Below are 24489 nucleotides of genomic sequence, written 5' to 3' on the forward strand. Positions count from 1 at the left end.
ACGAAGAGACACCTGAATATAATAGATGTCCCTTCACTACTTATTAAAGCCTATCCTCTTTGTTTACGTGTCATCACATCAAAGATAACTGCTCCGGCAAGTACACCGCCGCGAATCATGTACTGATAAGAAATTCCTACACCTAGTAAATTCATTCCGCTAGATAAAGAGGCCATAACTATTGCACCGATAATGGCGCCAGTTACTTTACCAACTCCACCTGCAGAAGATACACCACCAACATAAGCAGCTGCGATAGCGTCAAGCTCGAATAATGTACCGGCAGTCGTGGTTGCTGATTGAAGACGTGCCGTGAAGAGAATACCGGAAAGTGCTGCTAACATTCCCATTGATCCAAAGACGATATACGTAATTTTTTTCACGTTAATCCCGCTAAGATGGGCTGCCTCTGGATTACTCCCAACGGCATAAATATGTCGACCAAGCACGGTTTTTGTTGTAAGGAAATGATAGACAACAACGACCAATAGCATAATAACCACAGTCCATGAAAATCCATTATAGCCTGCTAGAATCCACGTAATATAAGCAATAATGCCAGAAACCATTATCAATTTCAGTGTGAAAATGCCTTTTGAAACAACTTCAAACTGATACTTGATCTTACTTCGGCGTGTTGAGATTTCACTGTAGATGTACAATAAAATACCGACTAAACCAACTAGTAAAGAGAGTAAATGCAAGCCGTTTATTTGTAGAATTGATGGAATAAAGCCGTTACCTATCGCATTAAAGTTGTCGTCCTTTATGATGATCGTCCCTGTTTTTTCAGTCACTTGTAGAAGTGCTCCACGGAAGATAAGCATCCCAGCTAAAGACGCTACAAACGAGGGAATTCCAATAGAGGCAACTAAAACACCATTAAATAACCCAACAACAACTCCGAGTACAAGAATAATCGGTATGGTCAAATAAATCGGCAGGCCGACTTGTGTGAGGAGGATTGCAGCGATTGCACCAAGGAATCCAGCTGCAAAACCTACAGATAAATCGATGTGTCGAATGACGATTACCAGTGTCATCCCGACAGCTAGTACGGCAATATAACCTGCAGAATCTAATAGATTACTAATATTTCGGGAAGACATAAACAACCCGTCCGTCATGATGGAAAAGGTTAGCATAATGACAATCAAGGCAATGTACATACCATAGTCACGAATATTCACTTTAAATAGAGATTTCGCTTCATTCAAAAAGTTCATCGGTTTTACCTCCTATTGCGTAGCAAGTTGCATAATATTTTCTTGAGTGGCATCGGCAATCGCCATCTCGCCTTTTACTTTACCTTCTGCCATGACGTACACACGATCGCTCATTCCTAATACTTCGCCAAGCTCTGACGAAATCATGATAATACTCATCCCTTCGCTAATCAGCTTATTCATGATTGTATAAATTTCAAACTTCGCTCCTACGTCAATGCCACGCGTCGGCTCATCCAATATCAATATTCTAGGACCAGCAAACAACCATTTACCTAACGATACTTTCTGTTGATTGCCACCGCTTAAATTGCCGACAACTTGTTCCAACGAGCTAGCTTTAATGTTTAACGATTTTTTATAATCCGTTGCAACTTTAACTTCTTCATTCATATTAATAATTCCATTCGCTGAGATGCCATGCAGATTAGCTACAGACACATTGTTCTTAATATCCTGTATCAAAAACAGTCCGTCACCTTTTCGATCTTCGGTCACATAAGCGATTCCCGCCTTGATTGCGTCCCTTGGGTGTTTGATTGGTTTAGATGCACCATTGACGACTAAATCACCCTGCAATTTATAAGCTTTTGGATTACCAAAAATGCTCAATGCGAGTTCTGTTCTACCCGATCCCATTAAACCTGCTATACCAATAATTTCACCTTTTTTCACGTGAAGATTGACATCCTTCACGACTTTTCGGCCTAATTGGACGTCAAATGCTGACCAGTTCGTTAATTCAAGAACATGTTCACCAAACGTTTTGTTCGCACGCTTCGGATAAATATCATTGATTTCTCGACCCACCATGTTTTTAATAATGACACTTTCAGAAATCTCGCCTTTTGACGCATCGAGCGTGCAAATGGTTCGACCGTCCCGAAGCACAGTTGCTTTATCCGCAATCGAAATCACTTCTTTTAACTTATGGGAAATCATAATACAGCTAATTCCTTGATTCTTAAGTTCAGTCAACACCTCTAATAAGTTCTCGCTATCATCCTCATTAAGTGCAGCAGTCGGTTCATCCAGAATGAGTAGCTTTACTTCTTTACTCAAGGCTTTGGCAATTTCGACTAATTGCTGTTTCCCTACACTTAAGTCTTTAATGAGCGTTTCCGGCGTCACATTCAACTTAACTTTTTTCAGCATTTTCTTAGACTCTACGATGGTTTGGTTCCAGTCGATGAATGGACCCCGCTTCACTTCGTTACCAGCGAATATATTTTCGTAGACGGTAAGATCCGGGAACAATGCAAGCTCCTGATAAATAATGCCAATGCCTACCTTCACACTGTCACTGATTTTATTAAACTGCTGAATATTCCCCTCAAAAACGATATCACCTTGATATGTACCATAAGGATAGACGCCGCTAAGTACTTTCATTAGCGTTGACTTCCCAGCGCCGTTCTCCCCGATTAAACAATGAATTTCACCTTTTTTTACTTTGAAATTCACATTGTCGAGTGCTTTGACCCCTGTAAATTCTTTAGATATTCCATTCATTTCTAAAATATATTCACTCATTTGATCGCCTCCTTAACAAAACAACTAGTACAATGGCGAAATAGTGATAGACGTATCTATCACTATCTCCCGTTCTACTTATACATGATTGTTATTCCAGACCTGTAAATTCGCTTGCTTCGTAATATTTAGATTCAATAAGCTCTTTCTCAACGTTCTCTTTATCCACTACAATTACGTCTGTTTGTTTTGCTTTTACTTCTACTTCTCCGTTGTCATATGAACCAGTCGTTTCAGGTGTTTTGTCATCCAAAACTTCTACTGCCATACCCATTGCATCTTTAACAAGTGTACGAACATCTTTGAATACAGTCATCGATTGTTTGCTGTCTAAAATGTATTGAATTGACGCTTTTTCAGCATCTTGACCAGTTACAAGGAAATTTGAAACCGCACTATCTGAACCGAATACATCGGCGATTGAACGAGCTGTTCCATCATTTGGTGCAAGAATTGCCACATCACCTTTTAACTCATCACTTACGGCAGTTAAATGTGTTTGTGCTTTGTTTTTCGCGTCGTTTGCATCCCAGTTCGTTGTAATTTGACCAATGATTTTACTTTGTTGATCACGTGAAAGGTCAGCTGTATCTTTTAACGCTTCAGCTTCGCTAGAGTTAGCAATTTTGAATGTACCATCAGCGATTTTTGGTTGAAGCACTTTCCAAGCTCCTTCAAAGAATAAAAATGCATTGTTATCAGTAGCTGCTCCAGCGTATAAGTACAATGGAACGTCTGAACCTTGTGCATTGTCTATTAAGTATTGTGCTTGAGCTGCCCCAACTGCCAAGCTATCGAAAGTAACATAGTAATCTACTGCATCAGTATTTGTAATTAGACGATCGTAAGAAATAACTGTAATACCTTCTTTTTTAGCTGCTTCTACTGCAGCTGCAGCAGCGTCACCGTCTTGTGGACAAATGATTAATACATCGATTCCTTTACTAATCAATGTTTCTACGTTTTCTTTTTCTTTAGCAGATGAACCTTGGCTGAACAAAATCTCACTTGTGTAATCTGTTTCAGCGATTGCATCTTTAAATCTTTGCTCATCTTGAACCCATCTTGGTTCATCTTTCGTTGGAAGTACGATACCTACGTTTACTTCACTACTTCCTCCTCCGTCAGTACATCCTGCTGCGATAAATGTGAACATCATTAGAAAGATTGATAACAATACTGCCTTCGACTTTTTAGTCATTTCCATGCCCCTTTTCCCTTTGTTTTCTTTGATTACAACTAAATTATAGCTGTGGAAATTGTTTATGAAAGCGCTATCAATAGCACTCTTTTGGTATCACCTATACTTTTTTATCTTTTCTGAATTATGTGAGTGTTTTTCGGGAAATTCCTACGTCAATGGCGATTTTCCCTACGTGAACCCCTTTTTTTACAACTGTGCTACCGCTCAGTGTCAAAAATTGACCTGAATAGATGTTAATTGCCTATGTTCTTTTGGGTATACATCCATATAAACCAAAAAGAACTTCGGAGGGTCATACATATGTCGATTTATCATTATAATTTTGAAACCAACTGGAAGTTTGAAGCAGACATCGAACAGATTTGGGACCTTATTAATGAATTTAACTACGGAGAATGGTGGAAGGGGTTGGACTCAACAAGAGTGAAGAAAGAGTCAACCAAACTTGCGGTTGGGGATCGATTTACGTTGTTTTTCAATACCAAGTTACCTTATAAGCTAGCGTTCGAATCTGAAGTAGTAAAACTGGTAAGCCCCACCTACCTTGAAATTAAGGCATTTGGCGAGTTAGAAGGACAAGGCATTTGGACATTGTCTCAGGAAGGGTCAATCACTCACGTACAATATATTTGGAAAGTTAATACCAATAAACAATGGATGAATAAGTTGGCTCCTCTATTGCGGCCAGCTTTCGTATGGAACCACAATCAGGTGATGAATGAAGGTGCGAAAGGGATATCAGATTCATTGGGGGTTAAGTTGATTTCACTGTAAAAATGTATTCGACAGGTGTCTAGTTACAATTTCGTAGAATCAAAAAGAATGAAGGAGTATCGGAACCCCTTCATTCTTAATTTTATACAGTTTCCAATTAGCTAAAGATGCATCTTTAACCCTTCGTGTGATGCTTTAAAGCCTAAACTTTCATAAAAACGTAAGGCATCTTCTCGTTTTTTATCCGTGGTGAGCTGAACCACGTGACAACCTCGCTCTTTAGCACGTTGAATGCCAAAGCGAATTAGTTCGGTTCCCAGTCCTTTGCCACGTTCGGAGGAAGATGTTCTCACGCCTTCAATCGTAGCCCTCCATCCACCTTGATGTGTGATATAGGGTGTAAATGTAATTTGTTGAACTCCAATAACTTCATCTCCCCGACAAGCTACTATCAACTCATTGTTCGGGTCAGTTGAAATAGCCTGATATGCTTTGATGTAACTGTCAGGTAGTGGTCGCTCGTTACGCTCTCGCTTGCTACCTAAAACATCATCAGCCAGCATTTCCACTATTCTTTCCAAGTCATGTTTTGTTGCAATTCTAAACCTTATATTTGGATCCAATAATACCCCTCCTGTGTAACTAATAGTCTTCTATAAAACAAGTAGATATGTAGTAGTAGCTTAATTTCTCTAATTCATTGTTCCTAACACATCTGTACTTGGAGGTTCATAACCTAGGTGACGTGCCATGGCTACGATCTGACCCTTGTGATGGAATTCGTGAGTGATTGTATGCATAAGTAATTTACCAGGCGTAATTGATAGTAGTTCTTCATCTGCTCTCCAAGGTATTCTTTTTTGAATTGGCTCATCCATGTGATTCGAGAATACTTCAAATACCTCTTTTACATACAAATCCACTTGATCAAAACGAACTTTTATTTCATCCAAACCCATTTCAGCCAAATCTTCCTTTGTTGTAATTGGTTTCTTCGTTTTCAATAAAACATATGAGCCTAGCCAAGCATGATAGCAGTCTGATATATGTACTAGAGAATCTCTCATACTTTGAAACCCGAATCCATCCACTTGGCGACTAAAATCTTGTGGATCTAGTTCACGACAAAAATCAAAAATGAGTTCTCGAGTCTGTTTGACCCATTCATATTCAGTTTGATTCACTCCATACACCCCTTTAAGTACTTTTCCATACGCCCCAAAAATATTTCAATTAATTATAATGACGTGTTATTAGTAGATTCTACAAAGTATATTTATTGTCCTGTAATAAAACTCCGATTCATCATTACTTCTTTTTACTTTTATCCACTCTGTGATACTCAGAAATTTGGATGACTCGAACATTTCGTGTATCCAGTTCATGATAAATTCCTCTGCTGTCCGTAAACGAAATGTATTGGTCCCGTTCACTTTGAATCAACTCTTGTGCTTTTTCTTGGGCCTCCATATAGATAAACCTTCTGATGTAATGCTCTTCATCGAAGAAATATGTAACTTTGAATTCTTTCATATTAATGAACTCCTCACCAAATGGGCATTATTGAGATGACAAATTGAATGCATCTTTCACTTCGTCAATAAACCATTACTTCCCTGCAACACGATCGAATTAACCCATCAAAATAAATTTTCTGATTTCTCCCGTTGGATGGCCATTAATTTTATGTTAAAATATGTAAACAAGTATTGCTGCATAGTTATATAAAAACGGTCATTAAAATATACTATTTTAAAAAGTGGGGTTTTCATTTGAAGTATTTATCAGCATTCCTTGTCCTTTCATTATTACTACTCACTGGTTGTACGAAGGAATCAAAAGGCGATGCAATAATTAAAAAGGTAGAGCTGACAAAGTTTGAAGAAGGTCTTGTTAATCTAACGACTGACCATTCCTTTATCTTTGATTTGGAAATAAATAATGATGAAATCACGGAAATGATTGGGACAGTTGATTATTATGAAAATGGGAAACTTGTGCGTCAGGTTTGCAAAATGAGTTCAGGGATACAACAAGAAAATATTGATGATACGATAAGAGTTGCCTTCATTCAACAACCAGTAAATGAAAATGAGGATAAATGGTTAATATCGACCATGACAGACGATGGTCAAACATCTGGATCTTTTAAGAATAATATCGATGGAAAAGAAAGAATGAAATTCGGTTCAACCTCTGAAGGTGTAATTGAAGGTCCCTTGATTATTGGAGAAAGTAAAGTAATTGGGGCAATTTCATACTTTGTTAATGGAAGTTCTACTTTTAGTATAAAAACAAAAGAAGATATAAAAAGAGCCACTGATTATGAACAAGTGTATCTACTATCTGTTGAATTAAAATAAACTCTAGGAAACCAAACCTATAGATAGAAAAAATGAGCGGTGACTATGTCATCGCTCATTTCCCATTTCTGCTATTTGATTATTTAAATATCATTCAAAACTTCCAAAGTTTCTAAAACATGTTCAAGGAAATCTTCAATGTCATCCATATGCTTCTCATTAATTTTATGAGTAAATGCCACTTCAATGGTGTTTAAGTATCTTGAGGCTTCTTGTCCGTATAAGTAGCTCAGTGTTTGAGTTAGCTGGACGTCAGATTCCCAAATCTCTGTTAGGGCTTGCTCAATCTTTTTACACTGATCAGTTACATTTTGAACACGTTTGTTAAAGCGTAATACCAGGGTACAACCAGGATTCTTCCCAGGTGTCTCCAATATCTCCGCTGACAAATCTTCTATAGAAGCTTCTAATACAATTTCCGCTGTCACGTCTTGTTGATCGATGAGTGTAAATTGAATGGCAAAATCTCTGGCCATAACGGAGAGGTCCATTCGATCAACCCGGTTCGTAATATTAATTTTGGGGATTACATTGTGTAGGTCATACACATGATTTTCAAAAGATACTTTTAAATTCTCAAAAATGGTTGGATCATACATATAGATTCCTCCAATTTATATCCCTTGATTTTTTCCCCTACTTACAGGAAGTATATCATTGAAGGTTGATTGATATGCGTACCTATTCTTTTTTTAAGGTATCGATAAAATGTTTTAACACCCGTGCCGTTAATCCCCAGATTGTATACTGCTCATAGTCATAAAACCATTCCTCTATAGATCGTGGTCTCCATTGGTAATGATTGCCGTTCGCAATTTTATCGTAAGGGAAATCGGTTAGGGGCATGGGTTGCATGGGAACCAAATGTTTATATGGCTGATGATTTAATAGCCAGTCGACTGGCACTGTGAATACTTTCTCTACTTCTACTTTGTTTAGTTGATAATTCAGATGGTCATCGATAATACCGACAAATGGATAAACAACAAATGACGACGTTGGTATAAATGCGCTCATCTGACCCAAAATGCGGATGCTCGAGGGATCAACACCTAACTCTTCATGCGTTTCACGGATGGCTGCGTCTACTGGAGATGCATCTGTTGGATCAATTCTCCCGCCTGGAAAACTGATATCACCTGGCTGTTTCCTCATTGTAAGTGAACGAACTTCAAAAAGGACATGCCACTCTTCATTCACTTGAACAAGCGGAATCAAAACCGCCGAACGCATCGCCGTTTCCTCTCCAATAAAAAGAGGTTGATTTTGAGTTAACCCATTCTTGATTTTTTCCAAGTCCATAAGATAACCCCCCATCGTCTAGTTTCATATACTCCTATGGTAGCATGAAAAAAATTCGAATGATAAAAGAAGATGCTAATTCAAATTTAAGTTAGTCGCACAACTTAAATTCCCAAAAATTTTCACTACAACCCAGTCGAAGAAAACAGGACAATCCTCCATCCATCAGGATCTTCGATTGTAATTCCGGCATTATCCCAATAAGGATTTTCCGCTTCAACTTCTGGATACCCCATCTCCTCTAACCTGCTTGTTACCTTATTCATTACATCCCAACTCGGTAAATAAAAAACGAGCAAATTGTCTTTGGTTGGAGCGGGGCAAGGTGAACCTACTTCATGAGCCGTAAACTCTAGATGAAAATTCGTGTCAGGTAGCCCATACATCACACCATCATAGCCATTATGTTGCCAGAACTCACCGACTCTTTGCAGTCCCAATCCTGTTTCATAAAATTCAATAATCTTGTCTAATTGATCTGTCGGTCTTGCGATTCTCATCTGAACCACAGGCATTTCCCTGGACCATGACTTTTTCAATTTCACGGTAAAGGGTAAACTTGAATGCTTCAAAACTTGGTAAGTATCTCCCTCTACTTCAACCACAATTGGATGAATCGTAGCTGGTCTATCTGTCGGGTACCAGTTACGACCTTCTTTCACCAAAACAAAAGTTCCAAGCTCATCCCCATAAAAGCGAAACGTATCAGATTCAGCAGGATTCACATTGTTGATAGGTGTTAGAAACTCACTCATGTCTTCAACACTTGCAGAAGGAACTCCGATTTCACAAACATCAACCCACCCGTGAGTTTCTTTCTCCTCAGGAATCTCCCGCTCTAAAATCTCGACAATATTGCCGTCAGGATCATGAAAATATACTTGTTTCCCTTTCCAATACCGACTCAAGTTCCCTTCGGAATCAGCTAAAAAATTCATGTTCTCATCTTTCATTTTCCTCAACATATACTCATAGAAAGAAAGAGTAGTTCTTAAAGCAAAGTGATATAAGTGAGCTTCATCAGTGCTAGATTGTTGAAACGTAATATGCGTATTCCCAGCTCTAGCCGTAAAAAAGCTTTCCTTTGCTCTTAAGAGTGGCATCTCCAAAATTTCAGTATAAAACTGTTTCATTTCCTCAACATTTCCTGTCTCCAACACTATTCTTAGAATTTTCATGTTCAACACCTCAAGTCAATTTTACAAAACTCTATGACCAAACCCTATGTACTATCGGATGAATGAAATCTACTCCTTTAGGATGAATGAATAAGTAGTCTCTGTGTGGCAAAACATTTTAGAAGATGTTACCCGAAACATCTAACATCTCTCTTGGATTGAATATTTATCACCTTTCATTCTTTCAAAGTGGTTGCTATACTATATTCATCTATTTATTTCGAGTCTAGAAGGATTGAGGGTGTAATAATGACAACAGCAAAAACAGCTTCATCTTCACTGGTCTCCAATCCTGTCTATCCCATCATATTTGCGATAAGTGGAGTCCATCTACTAAATGATTCGCTTCAATCCGTCATACCAGCGATGTTTCCAGTCCTTGAAAAAGATCTTGGACTGACGTTTACACAATTAGGGCTCATCGCCTTCGCCTTGAATATGGTTGCTTCCGTGCTACAACCGGTTGTCGGTTATTTTAGTGATTTAAAACCAAGGCCCTATTCACTTCCATTTGGAATGACACTTTCATTTTTCGGAATGGCAGGCTTAGCGTTTGCCCCGGAGTACTGGATGATTCTTGTATCCGTCATTTTCATAGGACTTGGTTCTGCCATTTTCCATCCAGAAGGCTCTCGTGTGTCATTTATGGCAGCAGGACCAAAAAGAGGTCTGTCACAATCCATTTATCAAGTGGGTGGAAATACTGGACAAGCTTTAGCCCCACTAATCAGTGCATTTATCTTAGTTCCACTTGGTCAAAAAGGAGCAGCTCTATTTTTATTAGTCGCGGCGCTCGGTATTTATATATTAATGAAGATCTCAGCTTGGTATAAAGAACAGTTAGAACAAGAAAAATTATTAAATCGTAAAAGAGTGCTATTGTCTTCAATGGCCAATTTAACGAAAAAGCAAATAGGTATTGCACTTGGTCTTTTACTAATGATTATTTTCTCCAGGTCCATTTATGTAACGAATATAACCAGCTTTTATGTCTTTCATTTAATAGAAGCATATGGCTTAACGATTCAAAAAGGCCAGCTCATCATCTTCCTATTTCTAGCAGTTGGAGCTGTAGGGACATTTTTCGGAGGTCCGTTGGCAGATAAAATGGGGCGGAAAAATGTCATCGTACTATCGCTTTTAGTCCCTATCCCATTAGCCCTTCTCTTGCCGTATGTACCACTACCTGCAGTGATTGTTTTGCTAATACTCATTGGGTTCTTTATTATGTTAAGTTTTTCGGTTACGGTAGTTTATGCACAAGAACTCGTTCCGAGTAAAATTGGGACAATGGCAGGGCTAACAGTAGGCTTATCTTTTGGTATGGGGGCAATTGGTGCAGTCGCAATCGGTATATTAATGGACCACATTGGGATCTATCAGACGATGATCATCATTTCATTGTTACCAATCCTTGGTCTTGTAGGACTTGCACTCCCTCGTGATCAGAAAATGACTTCAGAGCCTATACAAAAGTAATGAATGAGCAAGCAATATAGAAGACACCACCAATCGACAGTTGATTGGTGGTGTCTTTTGGTTTAATAAATTGTTAAAGTAGCAGTTTCCTTTTACAAGAGAATCTCTCTAAATCTAACTATCTAAATCGGTTCCTCCTAACTTCTAGTTCCTCCCACAATTTCTTTTAATTCAATTCGACGACTTTCTTTATGGGACAAAGCCGCGGCTTCATTTATTAGTGTCAAATTAATCACATCTTCTTTCGTAATTGTGGATACAGTTCCATCTTTAATTATCGCTACCCACTGTTCCAATGGCATTGGTAAAGATGGCTTTAGTTCTACAGGATTTATCCATACTCCTTCTTCTAGCTGACTACTTTTCAAACGAATATGTTCATCTTCAATTAGCAGTGTTCCTTCTGTCCCATAAAGTTCTAACTGAAACGGACTTCCATTTGATAAAAAACTAGTCTCAATAACACCGAGTGCACCAGATTCATACTCTAGTAACACAACAGCGCTATCATCCACTCCTAGATTATTTGTTTGCTGCAACCGCGCGTGTAGGGCTTGTGCTTTTCCAGCTAAACGATTAGTCAAATAAATCGGGTGTGCCCCAAGATCAATTAATGAACCTCCACCACATTGTTCCTTATCAAAAAATCGTTCAGGCAACCATCCTTGTGTTTCCCCCTCATTTGTTGGCACGGCTCCATTATGAGCAACTCGACAACGAACCATTGTCAATTTACCAAGCCATCCTTTGTCCACTACATTTTGAGCATATAAATAATAATCCATTGTTAACCTAGGTAAAGAAACCATTAGATTAACCCCTTGTGCTTTGACTGTATCAAAAATTTCCTCACAGTCTTTGACGGAAAATGCCAACACCTTTTCAGTGAAAATATGTTTTTTATTTTTTGCTGCAGCAAGAATGATTTCTTTATGGAGATTCGTAGGTGTAGTGACAACAATAGCATCTATGGAAGGGTTTGCTAGAACTGATTGTAAGTCTTGTTCAAACGGTACACCCAGCTCCTCTGCCCATTTTCTACCACGCTCTATATCTTCGTCCCATACAAGTTGGACGGAAAGGTGTTCGTTTTCCCTTATCTCTATTTCATAATCATCAGCATGTACATGCCATCTACTTAATAATGCAACATTTATCATTATAGTTCCTCCTTAATATAATCAGGATTAGACTCGTTAAGAAGCCTTTAAGTAATCATTCATTGTTGGTACCTGTGCATTTTTGACGGTAAAGTGCCACCCATAAATCTGTGTGCATCAAAGTTTTTCCTGAGTTTATTGATTCAGGATGCGCAGATAAGCCTTCCATGGTCCAACATCTTCTGTATACCGTTTTGCCATCACTCTGGCAATTTGCGATATATGATCGAGGTCATGTGCAACCCATGTTGATAGTTGTTCTCTAAGTTTCACACTTCCAAATTCAGGATGTAAACCCATTTTTCCTAAATCTATAGGAGAATTAATTAAACTTCCTAACCTTTCTAGGCTATTCATACGGAGTTCTGTAAACTCATTAAGTAATTGTTCAATTGTTTTCTCAGTATTTTGGTGAAGTTGACTAAAGCGATCAAATACCGGGAAGGTTTCCGTTTCTCCCTTAGAAATAATTATTTCTATTCGTGGAATCCAATTATATTTTTCCCCTTCGATAAGGTGACCAATTACATCAAATGCATTCCAAGTTGCTTCTCCTTCGTCACAAACAGTCCATGAATTCGATAATCCAAAAAGCAAATTACTAAGTACTGTTGGTGTACGTTCGAGTATTTCAATTGCCTCATCAATTTGAAACTTCATAATGATAGCCTCCCTTTTTAGATAGTGCATTTCTTATTTTTCTAAGACTATAATGCGTTTAGCAATTTCTCCTGTTTTCTCTGGTCCATTTCCAGACTTCCAAACAGCTATCTTGTTACCTTTTACCAATTCGCCCTCAAACTTTGTTCCATTTGAAGACAGCCAGTGGACATCAAGGCTTTGACTGTCTTTCCAGTCTATGGCTTCTTTTTTTGTTATGTTTTCCACAATAGCAATTACTTGTTTTTCTTCATTAATCTCTACAATATAACCGATAATTAAAGGTTCTTCAGTGATGATTTCTGTTAATGGTAAAGGTGATATTGCAATCAAATCGCTTAAAGTTTGGGCATTTACTTTATCTAGTCTTCCATAGGCATTTTCATCGCTGACAGTAATGGTTGCATTTCCTCCTGTTTCAAACCAAATGGAGTATTCAAAAATTCTCTCTGGCATATTTTTATCCCAGTTGAAAAATAAATTTGCTTTTACATCTTCATCTCTAGACATCGTTACTTTTTTATCTTGTTCCCATTCAATTTGCACAAATATTTTTCTAAGCAAATCAACAGAATCTTTATCTCCAATAGTTGTTACATCTTCGAAACTTCCATCTGAATTTATCTGTTGTACATCCACCCTTGAAAGTTGTTTCATATCAGTCTCAATAGTCTCATCAAACCCAATAACCTGATCTTGGTTACATCCTATTAACAACAACATTGAGATTAAACAGACAGAAAGAAAGCCAATCTTTTTCTTCAGAACCAACCACCCCTAACTCACTAAGTTTTTTAAACAGTAAGCACTTTATCTATTGTATTTTACCTCATTTTCACAAAACACCCTTTAATTATTAGAATATTTCGCAACATTTTTTATTCCGTTGAAAAACTCAATGAAAAAAGCATCAAAATTGAGGTGCAATTAGTTATACATTTTAAGTTGTTTTATAGTAACACGGGAAAACTGAACTTAAAACAGAACCCGTTATCACTATGGGTGGCACCTTTTCCTCTGTTGGTACCTGTGCATTTTCGACGATAAAGTGCCACCCATAGAAAGATTCCACACCTTAGAAAATAGTAGAAGCGACCGAAAATTAATTTTCGGTCGCTTCTGTGTATTATTTTTAAGTTTTATCATACCCTCAATATTTCGCGGATATCTTCTTCTGTCATAGCCTTTAGTGGTTCTTCGCCTGAGTGGATTACTTCGTCAATTAGGTTTTGCTTTTTCATTTGAAGTTGGGTGATTTTCTCTTCAATGGTTCCTTTCGCCACCAAGCGGATGACCTGGACTTCATTTTCCTGCCCCATGCGATGTGCCCGGTCTGCAGCTTGTTGCTCGACCGCTGGATTCCACCAAAGGTCATATAGGATCACCGTATCGGCTCCTGTCAGATTCAATCCAGTACCCCCTGCTTTTAAGGAAATTAGAAATAAATCCCCTTCGCCTTCATTGAACCGGTTGCATAATTCTACACGTTCTCTAGGGGGTGTTTTACCGTCTAAATAAAAATAAGGTTGGCCATTTTCACTCAATCGCTGTGCGATAATGCCAAGCATTTTCGTAAATTGGGAAAACACTAATACCCGTCTTCCTGAGATTCGGCATTCCTCCACAATTTCCATTAATTGATCAAATTTAGCTGACCCACCTTCATATCCTTCAACGAATAAAGCAGGATGGCAGCATAGTTGGCGTAATCGCGTCAATCCAGCTAAAATTTTAATGCGATTTTTTTGAAAGCTGTCTTTGTTCAAATGCTTTAAAGCATCTTGTTTCAATTCCGCCAAATAAGCGGCATACAACTTTTTCTGCTCTGTTTGCAGTTCGGACATCTGAATGATTTCGACTTTATCAGGCAGTTCTTTCAAGACCTCTTTTTTCAACCTCCGTAAAATGAACGGACGTACTCGTTTAGCTATAGCTTCCCGTCTCATCTCGCTATAGAGTCTTCGATTCGGCAACAGTTCTGGAAAGACGACAGAGAAAATCGACCATAATTCATCCAACGAATTTTCGATTGGTGTCCCAGTAAGGGCGAAACGGTATTTTGCCTGAATCACTTTGACTGCTTTTGCCGTCTGGGTCACAGGGTTTTTAAATGCCTGTGCTTCGTCTAAAAATAACGTATGAAAGTGTTTGTCACGGTATAGTGCCCTATCCATTCGTAACACTGGGTAAGATGTAATGATGACATCTAATCCCGTACTTTCTTTTAATAAAAACGTTCTTCTTTCTTTATTTCCATCTATAATTCCTGCCTGTATCTCTGGAGCAAATTTTTTCAGTTCATTCATCCAGTTATAGAGCAAAGAAGATGGGGCTACAATCAATACGGGCAACTTTCGGGCACGAATATCCGGAAGAACCGACATGATGAATGCAATGCTTTGCACCGTTTTGCCAAGCCCCATATCGTCAGCCAAAATGCCTCCAAATTTATACTTGGCCAGCAACTTGAACCAGCTGAACCCGACTTTCTGGTAATCTCGGAGCACGCTCTCTAAACTCTCCGGCACTTCACTAACCAAGTTCTCAGGAGTATGTAAATTTTTCATTAGCTTAGCGAACGTTTTCCCTGGATCTACTAGCTGTCCGTCTTCAAGAGTCTCAACTAGCTGCATTCCTTGAATCAAAGGGACACGGATTTTTTCTTCATCGAAGTTTTCTGATGTTATCCCTAAGTCGCGCAGGAAATCGTTCAATGCCAAGAATTCCTTTGTCTCCAGAGACATTAACGTACCGCTCGGAATCCTGTAATACTTGCTCTTTTCTTCGAGAGACTTCAATAATTTCTTGATTTCTGATTCTGGAATCCCTTGGAGGTCAAAACGGAACTCCAACCAATCTGTTCTTTCCTTATTCTCTACTTTAATTTTCGGACCGGCATACGCTTTTTGCACTCGTAATTTCACTGCGGTCGTAGCATAAATTTGAAGCAATTTTTCTAAATCTGGAACGACGTGAAACAGAAAATGATATTCCGCTTCTTCGTCGTGCATGTAAAAACCACCATCTGTCTGATTAAACGAGCTGCCTTGCATTAATTTCATGATTTCTTGTTCTTTATTGCGCTGTCGTCGGACGCCGGGATAATGTCGGAACTCATCTTCCGTTTCTTCGCATGGGTTAATAACCAAATGTCCATAATGGAACTCCACACCAGCTACTAAGCGATGTTTGAGGCGATCTAAAAACAATTTTGCGCGAAATGGTGTTTCTACCAAGCGTTCAGTGATTGAATTGGCAATATGTACTATCCCTAATCGCTTTAATCCTGGAATGACCGTTTCCATAAAATGATCCATTTGAGTAGAAGAAATGATGAGCTTCTTTCCTGACCCTTCCATCAATTCTTTTAAATCGCCCAGACGGTTGATGTCTTCTGTGGACATTTGGATGAATGCTCCTCGAGAAAATGCCATTTCGTAAGCTTTTAACACGAGAATCTCATCTAGTCCGTCAACATCTAGTTGATAACCACCTGAACGAGCTTGGTCAAATCGAAAAGACAAAGGCAACTGTTTCTCTAAGTGAAGACCTTCAACCGTCGTTCCAGCATGAATCACCTTCACTAAAGGAACTTTCAGTAATAAAGGCAGTAGCTGCTCCCAATCGGAGGCGGATATGACCAATGTATCTTTTGCAAACTCCAAACCTTCTGCAATACGCTGACTCTTCATTAAAAATACAATGACTTCCTCTGTTTCTTTGTCAAAACTATAGATTTCAGGGCTATAGAAAAAATCTGGAGCGCATTCATACGAATTTCCTTGCTCGACTTTTTTCAAGAATTCTTTCACGTTTACGATTCTATCTAATCTTTCGGTCCCGGCTTTTATGGTTATCCCCAATACATAGCCTGCCTTCCCGAGAAACACAGGGCTACAGCTAAATTCCACAAGGAGAACCTGTCTCTTATCGAAATGCAGCCTTTTGCCTCTTGGTCTCGGTGCTTGCTGAGTGAATAAATCCAGCATTTTAGCCGTCATGGGATTTTCCCGTTGTTGGTTTTCATCGATTGCCAAAAGAACCCCCGCAATATGATGGCAGTAAGTCGTTACGAATCCGACCGGTGGACAACTGCAAGAAGCTAGAATTTTTCCATCTTGCGTTTGTCTCACGCTTATCTGGAACTTGTCCCTACCACCTTCTACAACAGCCTTTATGGATAAATCGTCCTCTTCATCGGGCTCGAGTAAGATTTTCCCTGCTTGGTTAATGACTTTGCCTTTTTTATAAGCGGCCATTCCGCATAGTCTTTTTATTTTTGACTCATTTAATGAAAAATTCATGGGGTGATCCTTCCTGAAGCACATGGTTGGTTGGAGAAATCAAGTTACTGTCTAAGTGTTTTCCCTATTATCTCGAACTGAGGTTGTCGTTACAAGCATCCTGCCACAGGTTGTTGAATTCCTCTGCTCACTTTCATGTTTATAAGTCTTTAAGGCACTGTTTTTAGTACACACTTAGAAAATGCTAAATAGACGCTATCTAAGTGTTAGAAGGGTATAATAAATTGGAAGAAGTAAACATTAAATGAGATGCCTTTTTATATAGAAAGTAAATAACAAATAATAATCATATGTGAAAGATAAAAGACATTAAAAGAAAAGGTGATTCGATGACAGAGGAAAAAGCAATGTTAGAAACAGGATGGAACTTTGACAACAGTTATGCTCGACTACCGCAAGTATTTTTCACAAGCTTCACTCCAGATGCAGTACGCTCGCCGGGTTTGATTATTTTAAATACCCCATTAGCGACGGAATTAGGGTTAAATGCTGATGCGTTACAAAGCAAATACGGAGTAGCTGAACTTGCAGGAAACAAAATTCCAGAAGGAGCAGCACCTCTTGCTCAAGCTTACGCAGGGCATCAATTCGGGAATTTCAACATGTTAGGAGACGGTCGAGCTCTTTTACTAGGAGAGCAAATCACTCCTGATGGTGAACGGTTTGATATTCAGTTCAAAGGTTCAGGTAGAACGCCTTATTCCCGCGGCGGCGATGGTCGAGCGGGACTTGGACAAATGCTACGTGAATATATCATTAGCGAAGCCATGCATGCACTCGATATTCCTACTACCCGCAGTCTGGCAGTGGTGACTACCGGTGAATCCGTACTCCGCGAAACTGAACTGCAAGGTGCAATTCTGACCCGAGTTGCTGCTAGTCACATCCGTGTCGGTACGTTCCAATACGCTGCAAACTTTGGCTCAATCGAGGAAGTGCGGGAACTGGCTGATTATACAATAAAACGCCATTATCCTGAAGTAGATGCTGATGACAATCGATATTTATCGTTCCTTCGAGAAGTGATTAAACGTCAAGCTTCGCTCATTGCTAAATGGCAATTGGTTGGCTTTATACACGGTGTGATGAACACCGACAATATGACCATTAGCGGAGAAACGATTGACTACGGTCCTTGCGCCTTCATGGATAACTACGATCCAGCAACGGTATTCAGCTCCATTGACCGACAAGGCCGTTATGCTTACGGAAATCAACCATATATTGGTGGATGGAATCTCGCGCGATTTGCAGAAACACTATTGCCGCTTCTTCATGATGATCAGAATGAGGCGATTAAAATAGCCACAGAAGCAATCGGAGAATTTAATAAGTTCTATCACGAGAATTGGTATGCGGGAATGAGAGAAAAACTTGGCATTTTCAACGCAGAAGAAGCGAATGAAAAACTTATTGAGGATCTCCTAAATATGATGCAAAAGCATAGTGCGGACTATACCAATACCTTCCGTTCACTGACTTTAGATAAGTTGGAAGACACGGCTCTGTTTAACAGCGAAGAATTTAAGATGTGGAATGAGCTGTGGCAAGCAAGACTAAGCAGACAGCAGGAATCTAAAGAAGACTCTCAGCAGTTAATGCGAAACAGCAATCCTGCAATAATCCCTCGCAACCATCGGGTAGAAGAAGCACTAGAAGCTGCAGTGGAACGTGGAGATTATAGCGTGATGGAGAAACTGCTTGAAGTTCTTTCAAAACCTTTTGCACATACACAAGAGCAGACGGATTTCTGCACAGTGCCGACAGAACCTAATGAGTCTTATCGAACTTATTGTGGTACTTGATTAATAATCAAAATAAATGTTAGAGAAAATGCCTGTCATCGAATGAAGTATGAAACTACTTCTTTTGATGACAGGCATTTTTTATTTATTACTTGATTCTTGAACCACTTCGAACAAGACAGAGAATCCTCGGACATTAATCAACAACACTTGAGACAGATTTCAGGGACAGTAGTGCCACCCATATCAGATACCAAAAAGAGATAAAAGGTAAGTCCAAATGCAGATGAGCCCGAGTAGTGCCAGACTATATTTGATAGTCATTCTAAGTAAGGTTGATTCTTGTCCAGTTTCTTTTACGGCTGCTGTTGCAATGGCAATCGATTGTGGAGAAATCAGTTTGGCCATTACCCCACCACTTGTGTTGGCAGCAAGAAGAAGAGCAGAACTTGTGCCAATTTGTTGACCTGTCACGACTTGGAGATTTCCAAATAAGGCATTGTTACTAACAACAGAGCCTGTGATAAATACGCCGATCCATCCAAGAACTGGGGATACCAATGGAAAGATATCGCCTGTTTTTGCGAGTGAAAGGCCGATTGAAGAAGAAAGTCCTGCATAGTTTGAAAGATTGGCAAATCCCATAATAAAACAGATGGTTAAAACAGGGATCCAAAGTTCTTTCAGTGTATCGCCTAAGCTTTCCATACCTTCTTTTAAGTTAATTCTATTACTAAACATACCTGTTAACATAACGGCTAAGAAAATCGCCGTACCTGTTGCAGAAATCAAGTCCAGTTTAAAGATGGCAATTAATGGTGTTTCGATTGCAGCAATTGGTGGGACTTTCACGACTTGACCGTCTAATCCAGGAATCGGTAACAATAGTGTTGTCTTATAGAGTAGACCACCTTCTAAAAATAAAGCTTTGAAAACTGGAAGGCTCCAGATCAAAATCATTCCTGTCAAAATGTAAAACGGAGACCAAGCAAGAATAATCTCTTTAAGAGAGTAGTTTTGCTGGACGCCTACCTCTTCGTCAGGATTTTCACGATAGATATTTTTTGGCTGCCATTTATTTAAGAAAAGCGCAAGAACAGCCATACTCACAAGAGCAGAAATTATATTGGCTAACTCTGGTCCTAAAAATATGATAGTGAGTGTTTGAAGAGCTGTATATGTTCCACTCACGACAAGTAAAGCTGGTAACGTTTCTTTTATACCTTTCCATTTGTCGAGAATAAAGACGAGTAAGAATGGAATGATGAAAGAGATAAAAGGCAGTGTCCAAGCCAGTGTACGAGATAAATCGATTGGCTCCATATTGCCCATTTGCGCCCCGACGATAACAGGAATTCCAATTGCACCAAATGCTCCAGATGCAGCATTTGCAATTAAACAAAGCATTGCCGCTTTCAATGGACGGAACCCAAGTTCTGTTAATAAGGCTGCACAAATGGCTATTGGAACACCAAAACCGGCTGCACCTTCTAAAAATGCACTGAAGCTAAAGCCAATCAGTAATACTTGAAGTCGTTGGTCTCGTGAGATATTTGCGATACTTCCACGAATCACGTCAAATTTCCCTGTTTTAACCGAGATTTTATAGAGCCAAACTGCCATTATCACGATATAGCCGATTGGCCACAAACCGTTGGCAATCCCGTGGAAGACTGCAGCAATGGCCTTTAAAAATGTCATTTGGAATAAAAATGTCGATACAATTATGCTAATGATTAGGGTGAAAAGGGCTGCGATAATGCCCTTCATTTTGAATAGAGTTAGACCCAAAAGAAAGAATATGACAGGAAGGGCTGCAACCAAGGCAGATAAGTATGTGTTATTTAATGGATTATAATCTTGGATCCAGATGATGCATCCTTCTTTCTAGTTGAAATTATAATTTCACTTCTTCAAAGCGAGGCGCCAAAATGGCTTTTAAGACATCTGCGCTGTGTTGGAATTTTTGTTGTTCTTCTTCATTGAGTTCTAATTCGACAATTTCTCGGATCCCACTACGATTTATGATTGCTGGAACACCCATGTATACATTTTTTTCACTATATTGACCATCCAGATGAGCAGATACTGTTAACACGCTATTTTCATTGTTTAAAATGGCTTTTGTAATTCGCGCAAGTCCCATGGCGATGCCATAGTAAGTAGCACCTTTACCTTCAATGATTTTGTAGGCTGCATCCCGTACATTAATGAAAATTTCATCTAAATCTTCTTTTTTATACTGTTCTTGACGTTCAATCATTTTCAAAATGGGAATGCCTCCCACGTCTGCGGAACTATAAACAGGTAGCTCACTGTCACCGTGTTCTCCGATGATATACGCATGAACATTTTTGGGTGCAATTTTAAAATAATCACCTATTAAGTATCGGAAACGGGCTGTATCAAGAATGGTACCAGATCCTATGACTCGTCCTTTCGGTAACCCACTATAATGCCACGTAGCGTAAGTTAAGATGTCAACGGGATTGGTTGCGACAAGAAAGATACCATTAAATCCACTAGCCATGACATTCTCGACAATTGTTTTAAAAATAATCAAATTCTTATCCACAAGGTCAAGGCGTGTTTCTCCTGGTTTTTGGTTCGCTCCTGCACAAATAACAACTATATCTACATCTGCACAATCTTTATACTCTCCAAAAAGGATATTGGTTGAATCTGGGGAGAATACTTTCCCATGATTCAAATCCATTACCTCACCGATTGCTTTTTCTTTATTTACATCAATCAAGATCAACTCATCTACAATTCCTTGATTCATAAGAGCAAAGGCGTAGCTTGATCCTACATATCCTGTTCCAATTACTGCGACACTGCTTATTTTTTCTTTTTTCATAAGTTGATCTTCCTTTCATATCAATACTGTTGTAAAAAGGAAATATTTTTTTGAACAGATTCACCATTAGACTTTCTTGTTTCTATTAATTATCTAAACTATTTAAATCGATTATCATACCTGTATTCAAAGTAATGAAAACAAATAAAGTAATTAACATTAAGACTATCATTTTACTCAGCTCTTCCCATGTCCTAAACCCTTCTGAACCTGGAGGTGCGTAAAATGAGGCCAAATATGAGCCGAATTTTTGTGTATTTATGAAATGCATCCTAATCCAATCCTTTTATAGTCTATAAATATTAAGTAAACAATTAACCACAATGTTCCTTTTTATATCCGCGTCTGAAACATGTTTTTGTTTGCTCACTTTTTTCACTTCTTTCATTAAATTAGGTTATATTTAGCGTAATGCATCCTCATGCGAAACACTGTAACTTTTATCACACGTGGAGTGTTATACACCGCCCGTATACTCCACTTAACGGTGGTTTATTCGGTTTCACCTAATTTATTCCACAAAAAAGGCTACCCTATTATGGGCAACCAAACAATTTCGTAAAAGGCTATCGATCCGTCTTCGCATTTTATTTCACTTTTTAAATGAGCTAAATTATTGTGGTACTTGATTAAAAAAATGCCTGTCATCGAGTAAAGTGTGAAACTACTTCATTCGATGACAGGCATTAATAATTACTCGAATTTCTACTTAACTGTCTCAATCTCTAACTTATCCAGTAACCTAATATACTCTATGTGGTCATCCCCACCAGAAAAGCCGCTTCCATTCAACGCATTAACAGTAGGAAGCACTTTGCCCGAACGATCATAGGCCATCCAGCCAAAATACATATAGTGTTCTATAAAGAAATTGCTGAATATATCTGGCTGTCTAGCTGTCTCCAACTCCGTATATGAAGCCAAAATGGATGACCAACTATCCGGCAATGGCATAGCACCGTATGATGTGTCCGAGAGTTTAACTAGTTCCTCGAGTTGAACACCTGGATCATAGTACTCAATGCCTTCAGTGATGTGGAATGTCCGATCTTTTATCAGATAGAACTTCAGCTTTTCAATAGGTATTTCAGGAGAAATGTTCCACACCAAGTGGGTAGTGGAGATATCTCCATCCTCAATACGCCATGAATGTGGATTACCACCTGTATTGGCTGATGCTAGCTCCCAGTCGCTTTTTTTCCATACCCAATAACTGACTCCATAATTGTTCTCTTCAGATTTAAAGGGGACAAATACATGTTTTTCATCAACCTCGATGGTGTCCTGAATTTCTTTTACATTTGCTTCCGGGAAGATGTGATTGATTTCCTTAATCAATTCCCCCTTATCTGGAAAGGAGTTCGGATTGTTAGAAGTAATCCAATAAATCAAACTGATGACCAGTAATATGGCCAAGACACTTATTATGACTAGTCGTTTTTTCTTTGACATCTTAATTTACCCCCTCAATCAGAGAGTCTTTAAAGCGAAAATACCGCTGTTCTTTTGGGGTGGATATCAAAAGTCCTTTTCCATCCTCTTCGATATAAACCACCGAGATCAATCCACTGCCCCATTTAGGGATAGCTCCGATAAGTTGGTACGGAAACTTTTCTTGTGTGTTTGTTGAATCGTATTCCAAATTCGCTCCGTAATACCAGTCTGTGCTCTGTATCGGTTCTTCACTGAAATCAAGGATAGTTGCCAAAGCATTTTCTTTATCCATCTGCTGTTGCTTTACCCCAGGGTGAATAGGAATAATGGAAGCGTCGTCAATGTTCGAAAGATAAGTCAACGGTTCATTTCCCGGATAAATGGCCTGAAAAATCGGAATCGCAAGCAGCGTGAAGATGAGAAAGATAAAGTTGGCTGCAAAACCAAACCAGGCAAAGGTACGGTAAATCTTCCATTCCTCGTTCTTTTTTCTAAAGTATGCATATAAACCCCATACACCCAACGGCAAAATCGGTATTCTCATCAACGTACCGAACATCTCAGTATTAAATGAGAACGAAAACAACCCGACTAGTATGACCACTAGCACTTTCCAAATTTCCAATTCATCTGATTGTCTGCTATACAGACGATAGGCAATCCATGCAATGATACACCACGCTATTATTGTCATACTCACTTCCACCACATTGTTGGTCTCCAAGAAAATCATTCCCCTTATTGCTAATGATTGCACATGATTCATATCTTTATAAACCTAGTTAGCACCTTCTTAATTTCGACAAAGAAATTCGAATCCCCTTCCAATATTTCTCTTTTTCAAGAATCGGTTCATTTATAATGTTGGTGTTTTATAAAAAGGAGAGAATCGGCTTCCTTTCGATTAACAATATGAGAAGACTTTTTGAAATATTAAAAGGAGCTATGCCGCACTAAGTGGCGAATCTACTGATTATGGTCCCTGCGCCTTCATTCCTAAGAAGGAGATTACAGTGTGATGGGCGACTGCTTGAAGTTCTTTCTGATCCCTTACTCGCATTCACAAGAACATACGGGTTTCTGCACAGTACCGGCAGAAATAGATCAGTCTTATCGAATTTATTGTGGGACATGATTTACCAAAAATCATTCTCACTTATATAAAAAATCAAAAAGCCTGTCATCGATGAAGTAGGAAATTAGTGAGCGTCAAATAGTGCACACATTCTAATAGAAGAAGATTCATGAGATACTCCTCCCAGATTTGATTTTCTGGGGGGATTTTATTTGAAAAGAAAAGAAAAAGAACAAGTTTGGTTAGAAAAGA

At 38.9% G+C, this 24489-nt stretch carries 21 protein-coding genes and 1 pseudogene; 4 read left to right on the forward strand and 18 right to left on the reverse strand.

Annotation, left to right across the window (positions count from 1 at the left end; all coding sequences use genetic code 11):
- Positions 1-50 precede the first annotated feature (50 nt).
- From ACFPYN_RS04800 to ACFPYN_RS04810, 3 genes are all read right to left on the reverse strand, one after another.
- Positions 51-1226: a sugar ABC transporter permease gene (locus tag ACFPYN_RS04800; RefSeq protein ID WP_377732871.1), complete on the reverse strand. Its 1176-nt coding sequence runs from the start codon at positions 1224-1226 to the stop codon at positions 51-53.
- Between the two features lie 12 nt (positions 1227-1238).
- A complete protein-coding gene (locus tag ACFPYN_RS04805) occupies positions 1239-2759 on the reverse strand; it encodes an ATP-binding cassette domain-containing protein (protein WP_377732872.1) in 1521 nt (506 codons plus the stop codon).
- Positions 2760-2850: 91 nt separating this feature from the next.
- Entirely contained in the window at positions 2851-3960 is a 1110-nt protein-coding gene (locus ACFPYN_RS04810) for a sugar ABC transporter substrate-binding protein (RefSeq protein WP_377732873.1), read from the reverse strand.
- Positions 3961-4263: 303 nt separating this feature from the next.
- Here ACFPYN_RS04810 and ACFPYN_RS04815 point away from each other — a divergent pair, with 303 nt between their 5' ends.
- Entirely contained in the window at positions 4264-4737 is a 474-nt protein-coding gene (locus ACFPYN_RS04815; protein ID WP_377732874.1) for a hypothetical protein, read from the forward strand.
- Between the two features lie 101 nt (positions 4738-4838).
- Here ACFPYN_RS04815 and ACFPYN_RS04820 read toward each other — a convergent pair whose 3' ends face one another.
- From ACFPYN_RS04820 to ACFPYN_RS04830, 3 genes are all read right to left on the reverse strand, one after another.
- On the reverse strand, positions 4839-5240 hold the full coding sequence (locus ACFPYN_RS04820; RefSeq protein ID WP_377732894.1) for a GNAT family N-acetyltransferase: 402 nt from the start codon (positions 5238-5240) through the stop codon (positions 4839-4841).
- Between the two features lie 129 nt (positions 5241-5369).
- On the reverse strand, positions 5370-5861 hold the full coding sequence (locus ACFPYN_RS04825) for a DinB family protein (RefSeq protein WP_377732875.1): 492 nt from the start codon (positions 5859-5861) through the stop codon (positions 5370-5372).
- 124 nt (positions 5862-5985) lie between these two features.
- Positions 5986-6210, reverse strand: a complete 225-nt coding sequence (locus ACFPYN_RS04830) for a hypothetical protein (protein ID WP_377732876.1) — start codon at positions 6208-6210, stop codon at positions 5986-5988.
- Positions 6211-6449: 239 nt separating this feature from the next.
- Between ACFPYN_RS04830 and ACFPYN_RS04835 the strand changes: the two genes are divergently transcribed.
- Positions 6450-7040, forward strand: a complete 591-nt coding sequence (locus ACFPYN_RS04835) for a hypothetical protein (RefSeq protein ID WP_377732877.1) — start codon at positions 6450-6452, stop codon at positions 7038-7040.
- Between the two features lie 83 nt (positions 7041-7123).
- Here the strand turns inward: ACFPYN_RS04835 and ACFPYN_RS04840 are convergent, their stop codons facing one another.
- The 4 genes and pseudogenes from ACFPYN_RS04840 to ACFPYN_RS04855 all read right to left on the reverse strand — a co-directional run.
- The gene (locus ACFPYN_RS04840; RefSeq protein WP_377732878.1) at positions 7124-7639 is read right to left on the reverse strand and encodes a hypothetical protein; all 516 of its coding nucleotides are present in this window, start codon (positions 7637-7639) and stop codon (positions 7124-7126) included.
- An 82-nt stretch (positions 7640-7721) separates the two neighbouring features.
- On the reverse strand, positions 7722-8342 hold the full coding sequence (locus ACFPYN_RS04845) for an NUDIX hydrolase (protein ID WP_377732879.1): 621 nt from the start codon (positions 8340-8342) through the stop codon (positions 7722-7724).
- A gap of 125 nt (positions 8343-8467) precedes the next feature.
- On the reverse strand, positions 8468-8857 hold the full coding sequence (locus ACFPYN_RS04850; RefSeq protein WP_377732895.1) for a VOC family protein: 390 nt from the start codon (positions 8855-8857) through the stop codon (positions 8468-8470).
- A 339-nt stretch (positions 8858-9196) separates the two neighbouring features.
- Positions 9197-9520: pseudogene (locus tag ACFPYN_RS04855) on the reverse strand (VOC family protein); the annotation flags it as partial.
- Between the two features lie 249 nt (positions 9521-9769).
- Between ACFPYN_RS04855 and ACFPYN_RS04860 the strand changes: the two are divergent.
- Entirely contained in the window at positions 9770-10999 is a 1230-nt protein-coding gene (locus ACFPYN_RS04860) for an MFS transporter (RefSeq protein ID WP_377732880.1), read from the forward strand.
- Between the two features lie 137 nt (positions 11000-11136).
- On the opposite strand, the gene ACFPYN_RS04865 is transcribed toward ACFPYN_RS04860, so the two are convergent.
- The 4 genes from ACFPYN_RS04865 to ACFPYN_RS04880 form a co-directional block, all read right to left on the reverse strand.
- Positions 11137-12159: a Gfo/Idh/MocA family protein gene (locus tag ACFPYN_RS04865; protein ID WP_377732881.1), complete on the reverse strand. Its 1023-nt coding sequence runs from the start codon at positions 12157-12159 to the stop codon at positions 11137-11139.
- Positions 12160-12294: 135 nt separating this feature from the next.
- Positions 12295-12819 (reverse strand): DinB family protein, encoded by a 525-nt coding sequence (locus tag ACFPYN_RS04870; RefSeq protein WP_377732882.1) that lies wholly within the window; start codon positions 12817-12819, stop codon positions 12295-12297.
- A 33-nt stretch (positions 12820-12852) separates the two neighbouring features.
- Positions 12853-13590, reverse strand: a complete 738-nt coding sequence (locus ACFPYN_RS04875) for a hypothetical protein (RefSeq protein ID WP_377732883.1) — start codon at positions 13588-13590, stop codon at positions 12853-12855.
- Between the two features lie 371 nt (positions 13591-13961).
- Positions 13962-17123 (reverse strand): DEAD/DEAH box helicase, encoded by a 3162-nt coding sequence (locus ACFPYN_RS04880; RefSeq protein WP_377732884.1) that lies wholly within the window; start codon positions 17121-17123, stop codon positions 13962-13964.
- A 329-nt stretch (positions 17124-17452) separates the two neighbouring features.
- Here ACFPYN_RS04880 and ACFPYN_RS04885 point away from each other — a divergent pair, with 329 nt between their 5' ends.
- On the forward strand, positions 17453-18928 hold the full coding sequence (locus ACFPYN_RS04885; protein WP_377732885.1) for a protein adenylyltransferase SelO: 1476 nt from the start codon (positions 17453-17455) through the stop codon (positions 18926-18928).
- Between the two features lie 186 nt (positions 18929-19114).
- On the opposite strand, the gene ACFPYN_RS04890 is transcribed toward ACFPYN_RS04885, so the two are convergent.
- From ACFPYN_RS04890 to ACFPYN_RS04905, 4 genes are all read right to left on the reverse strand, one after another.
- Positions 19115-20740, reverse strand: coding sequence for an L-lactate permease (locus ACFPYN_RS04890; protein WP_377732896.1), 1626 nt, complete (start codon positions 20738-20740; stop codon positions 19115-19117).
- A 25-nt stretch (positions 20741-20765) separates the two neighbouring features.
- Positions 20766-21728, reverse strand: a complete 963-nt coding sequence (locus ACFPYN_RS04895) for an L-lactate dehydrogenase (protein ID WP_377732886.1) — start codon at positions 21726-21728, stop codon at positions 20766-20768.
- Between the two features lie 705 nt (positions 21729-22433).
- Entirely contained in the window at positions 22434-23180 is a 747-nt protein-coding gene (locus tag ACFPYN_RS04900) for a hypothetical protein (protein WP_377732887.1), read from the reverse strand.
- 1 nt (position 23181) lies between these two features.
- On the reverse strand, positions 23182-23886 hold the full coding sequence (locus ACFPYN_RS04905; RefSeq protein WP_377732888.1) for a hypothetical protein: 705 nt from the start codon (positions 23884-23886) through the stop codon (positions 23182-23184).
- Between the last annotated feature and the right edge of the window lie 603 nt (positions 23887-24489).

It is taken from the genome of Paenisporosarcina macmurdoensis, from assembly GCF_042658845.1.
In the GTDB taxonomy this organism is placed as follows: domain Bacteria; phylum Bacillota; class Bacilli; order Bacillales_A; family Planococcaceae; genus Paenisporosarcina; species Paenisporosarcina macmurdoensis.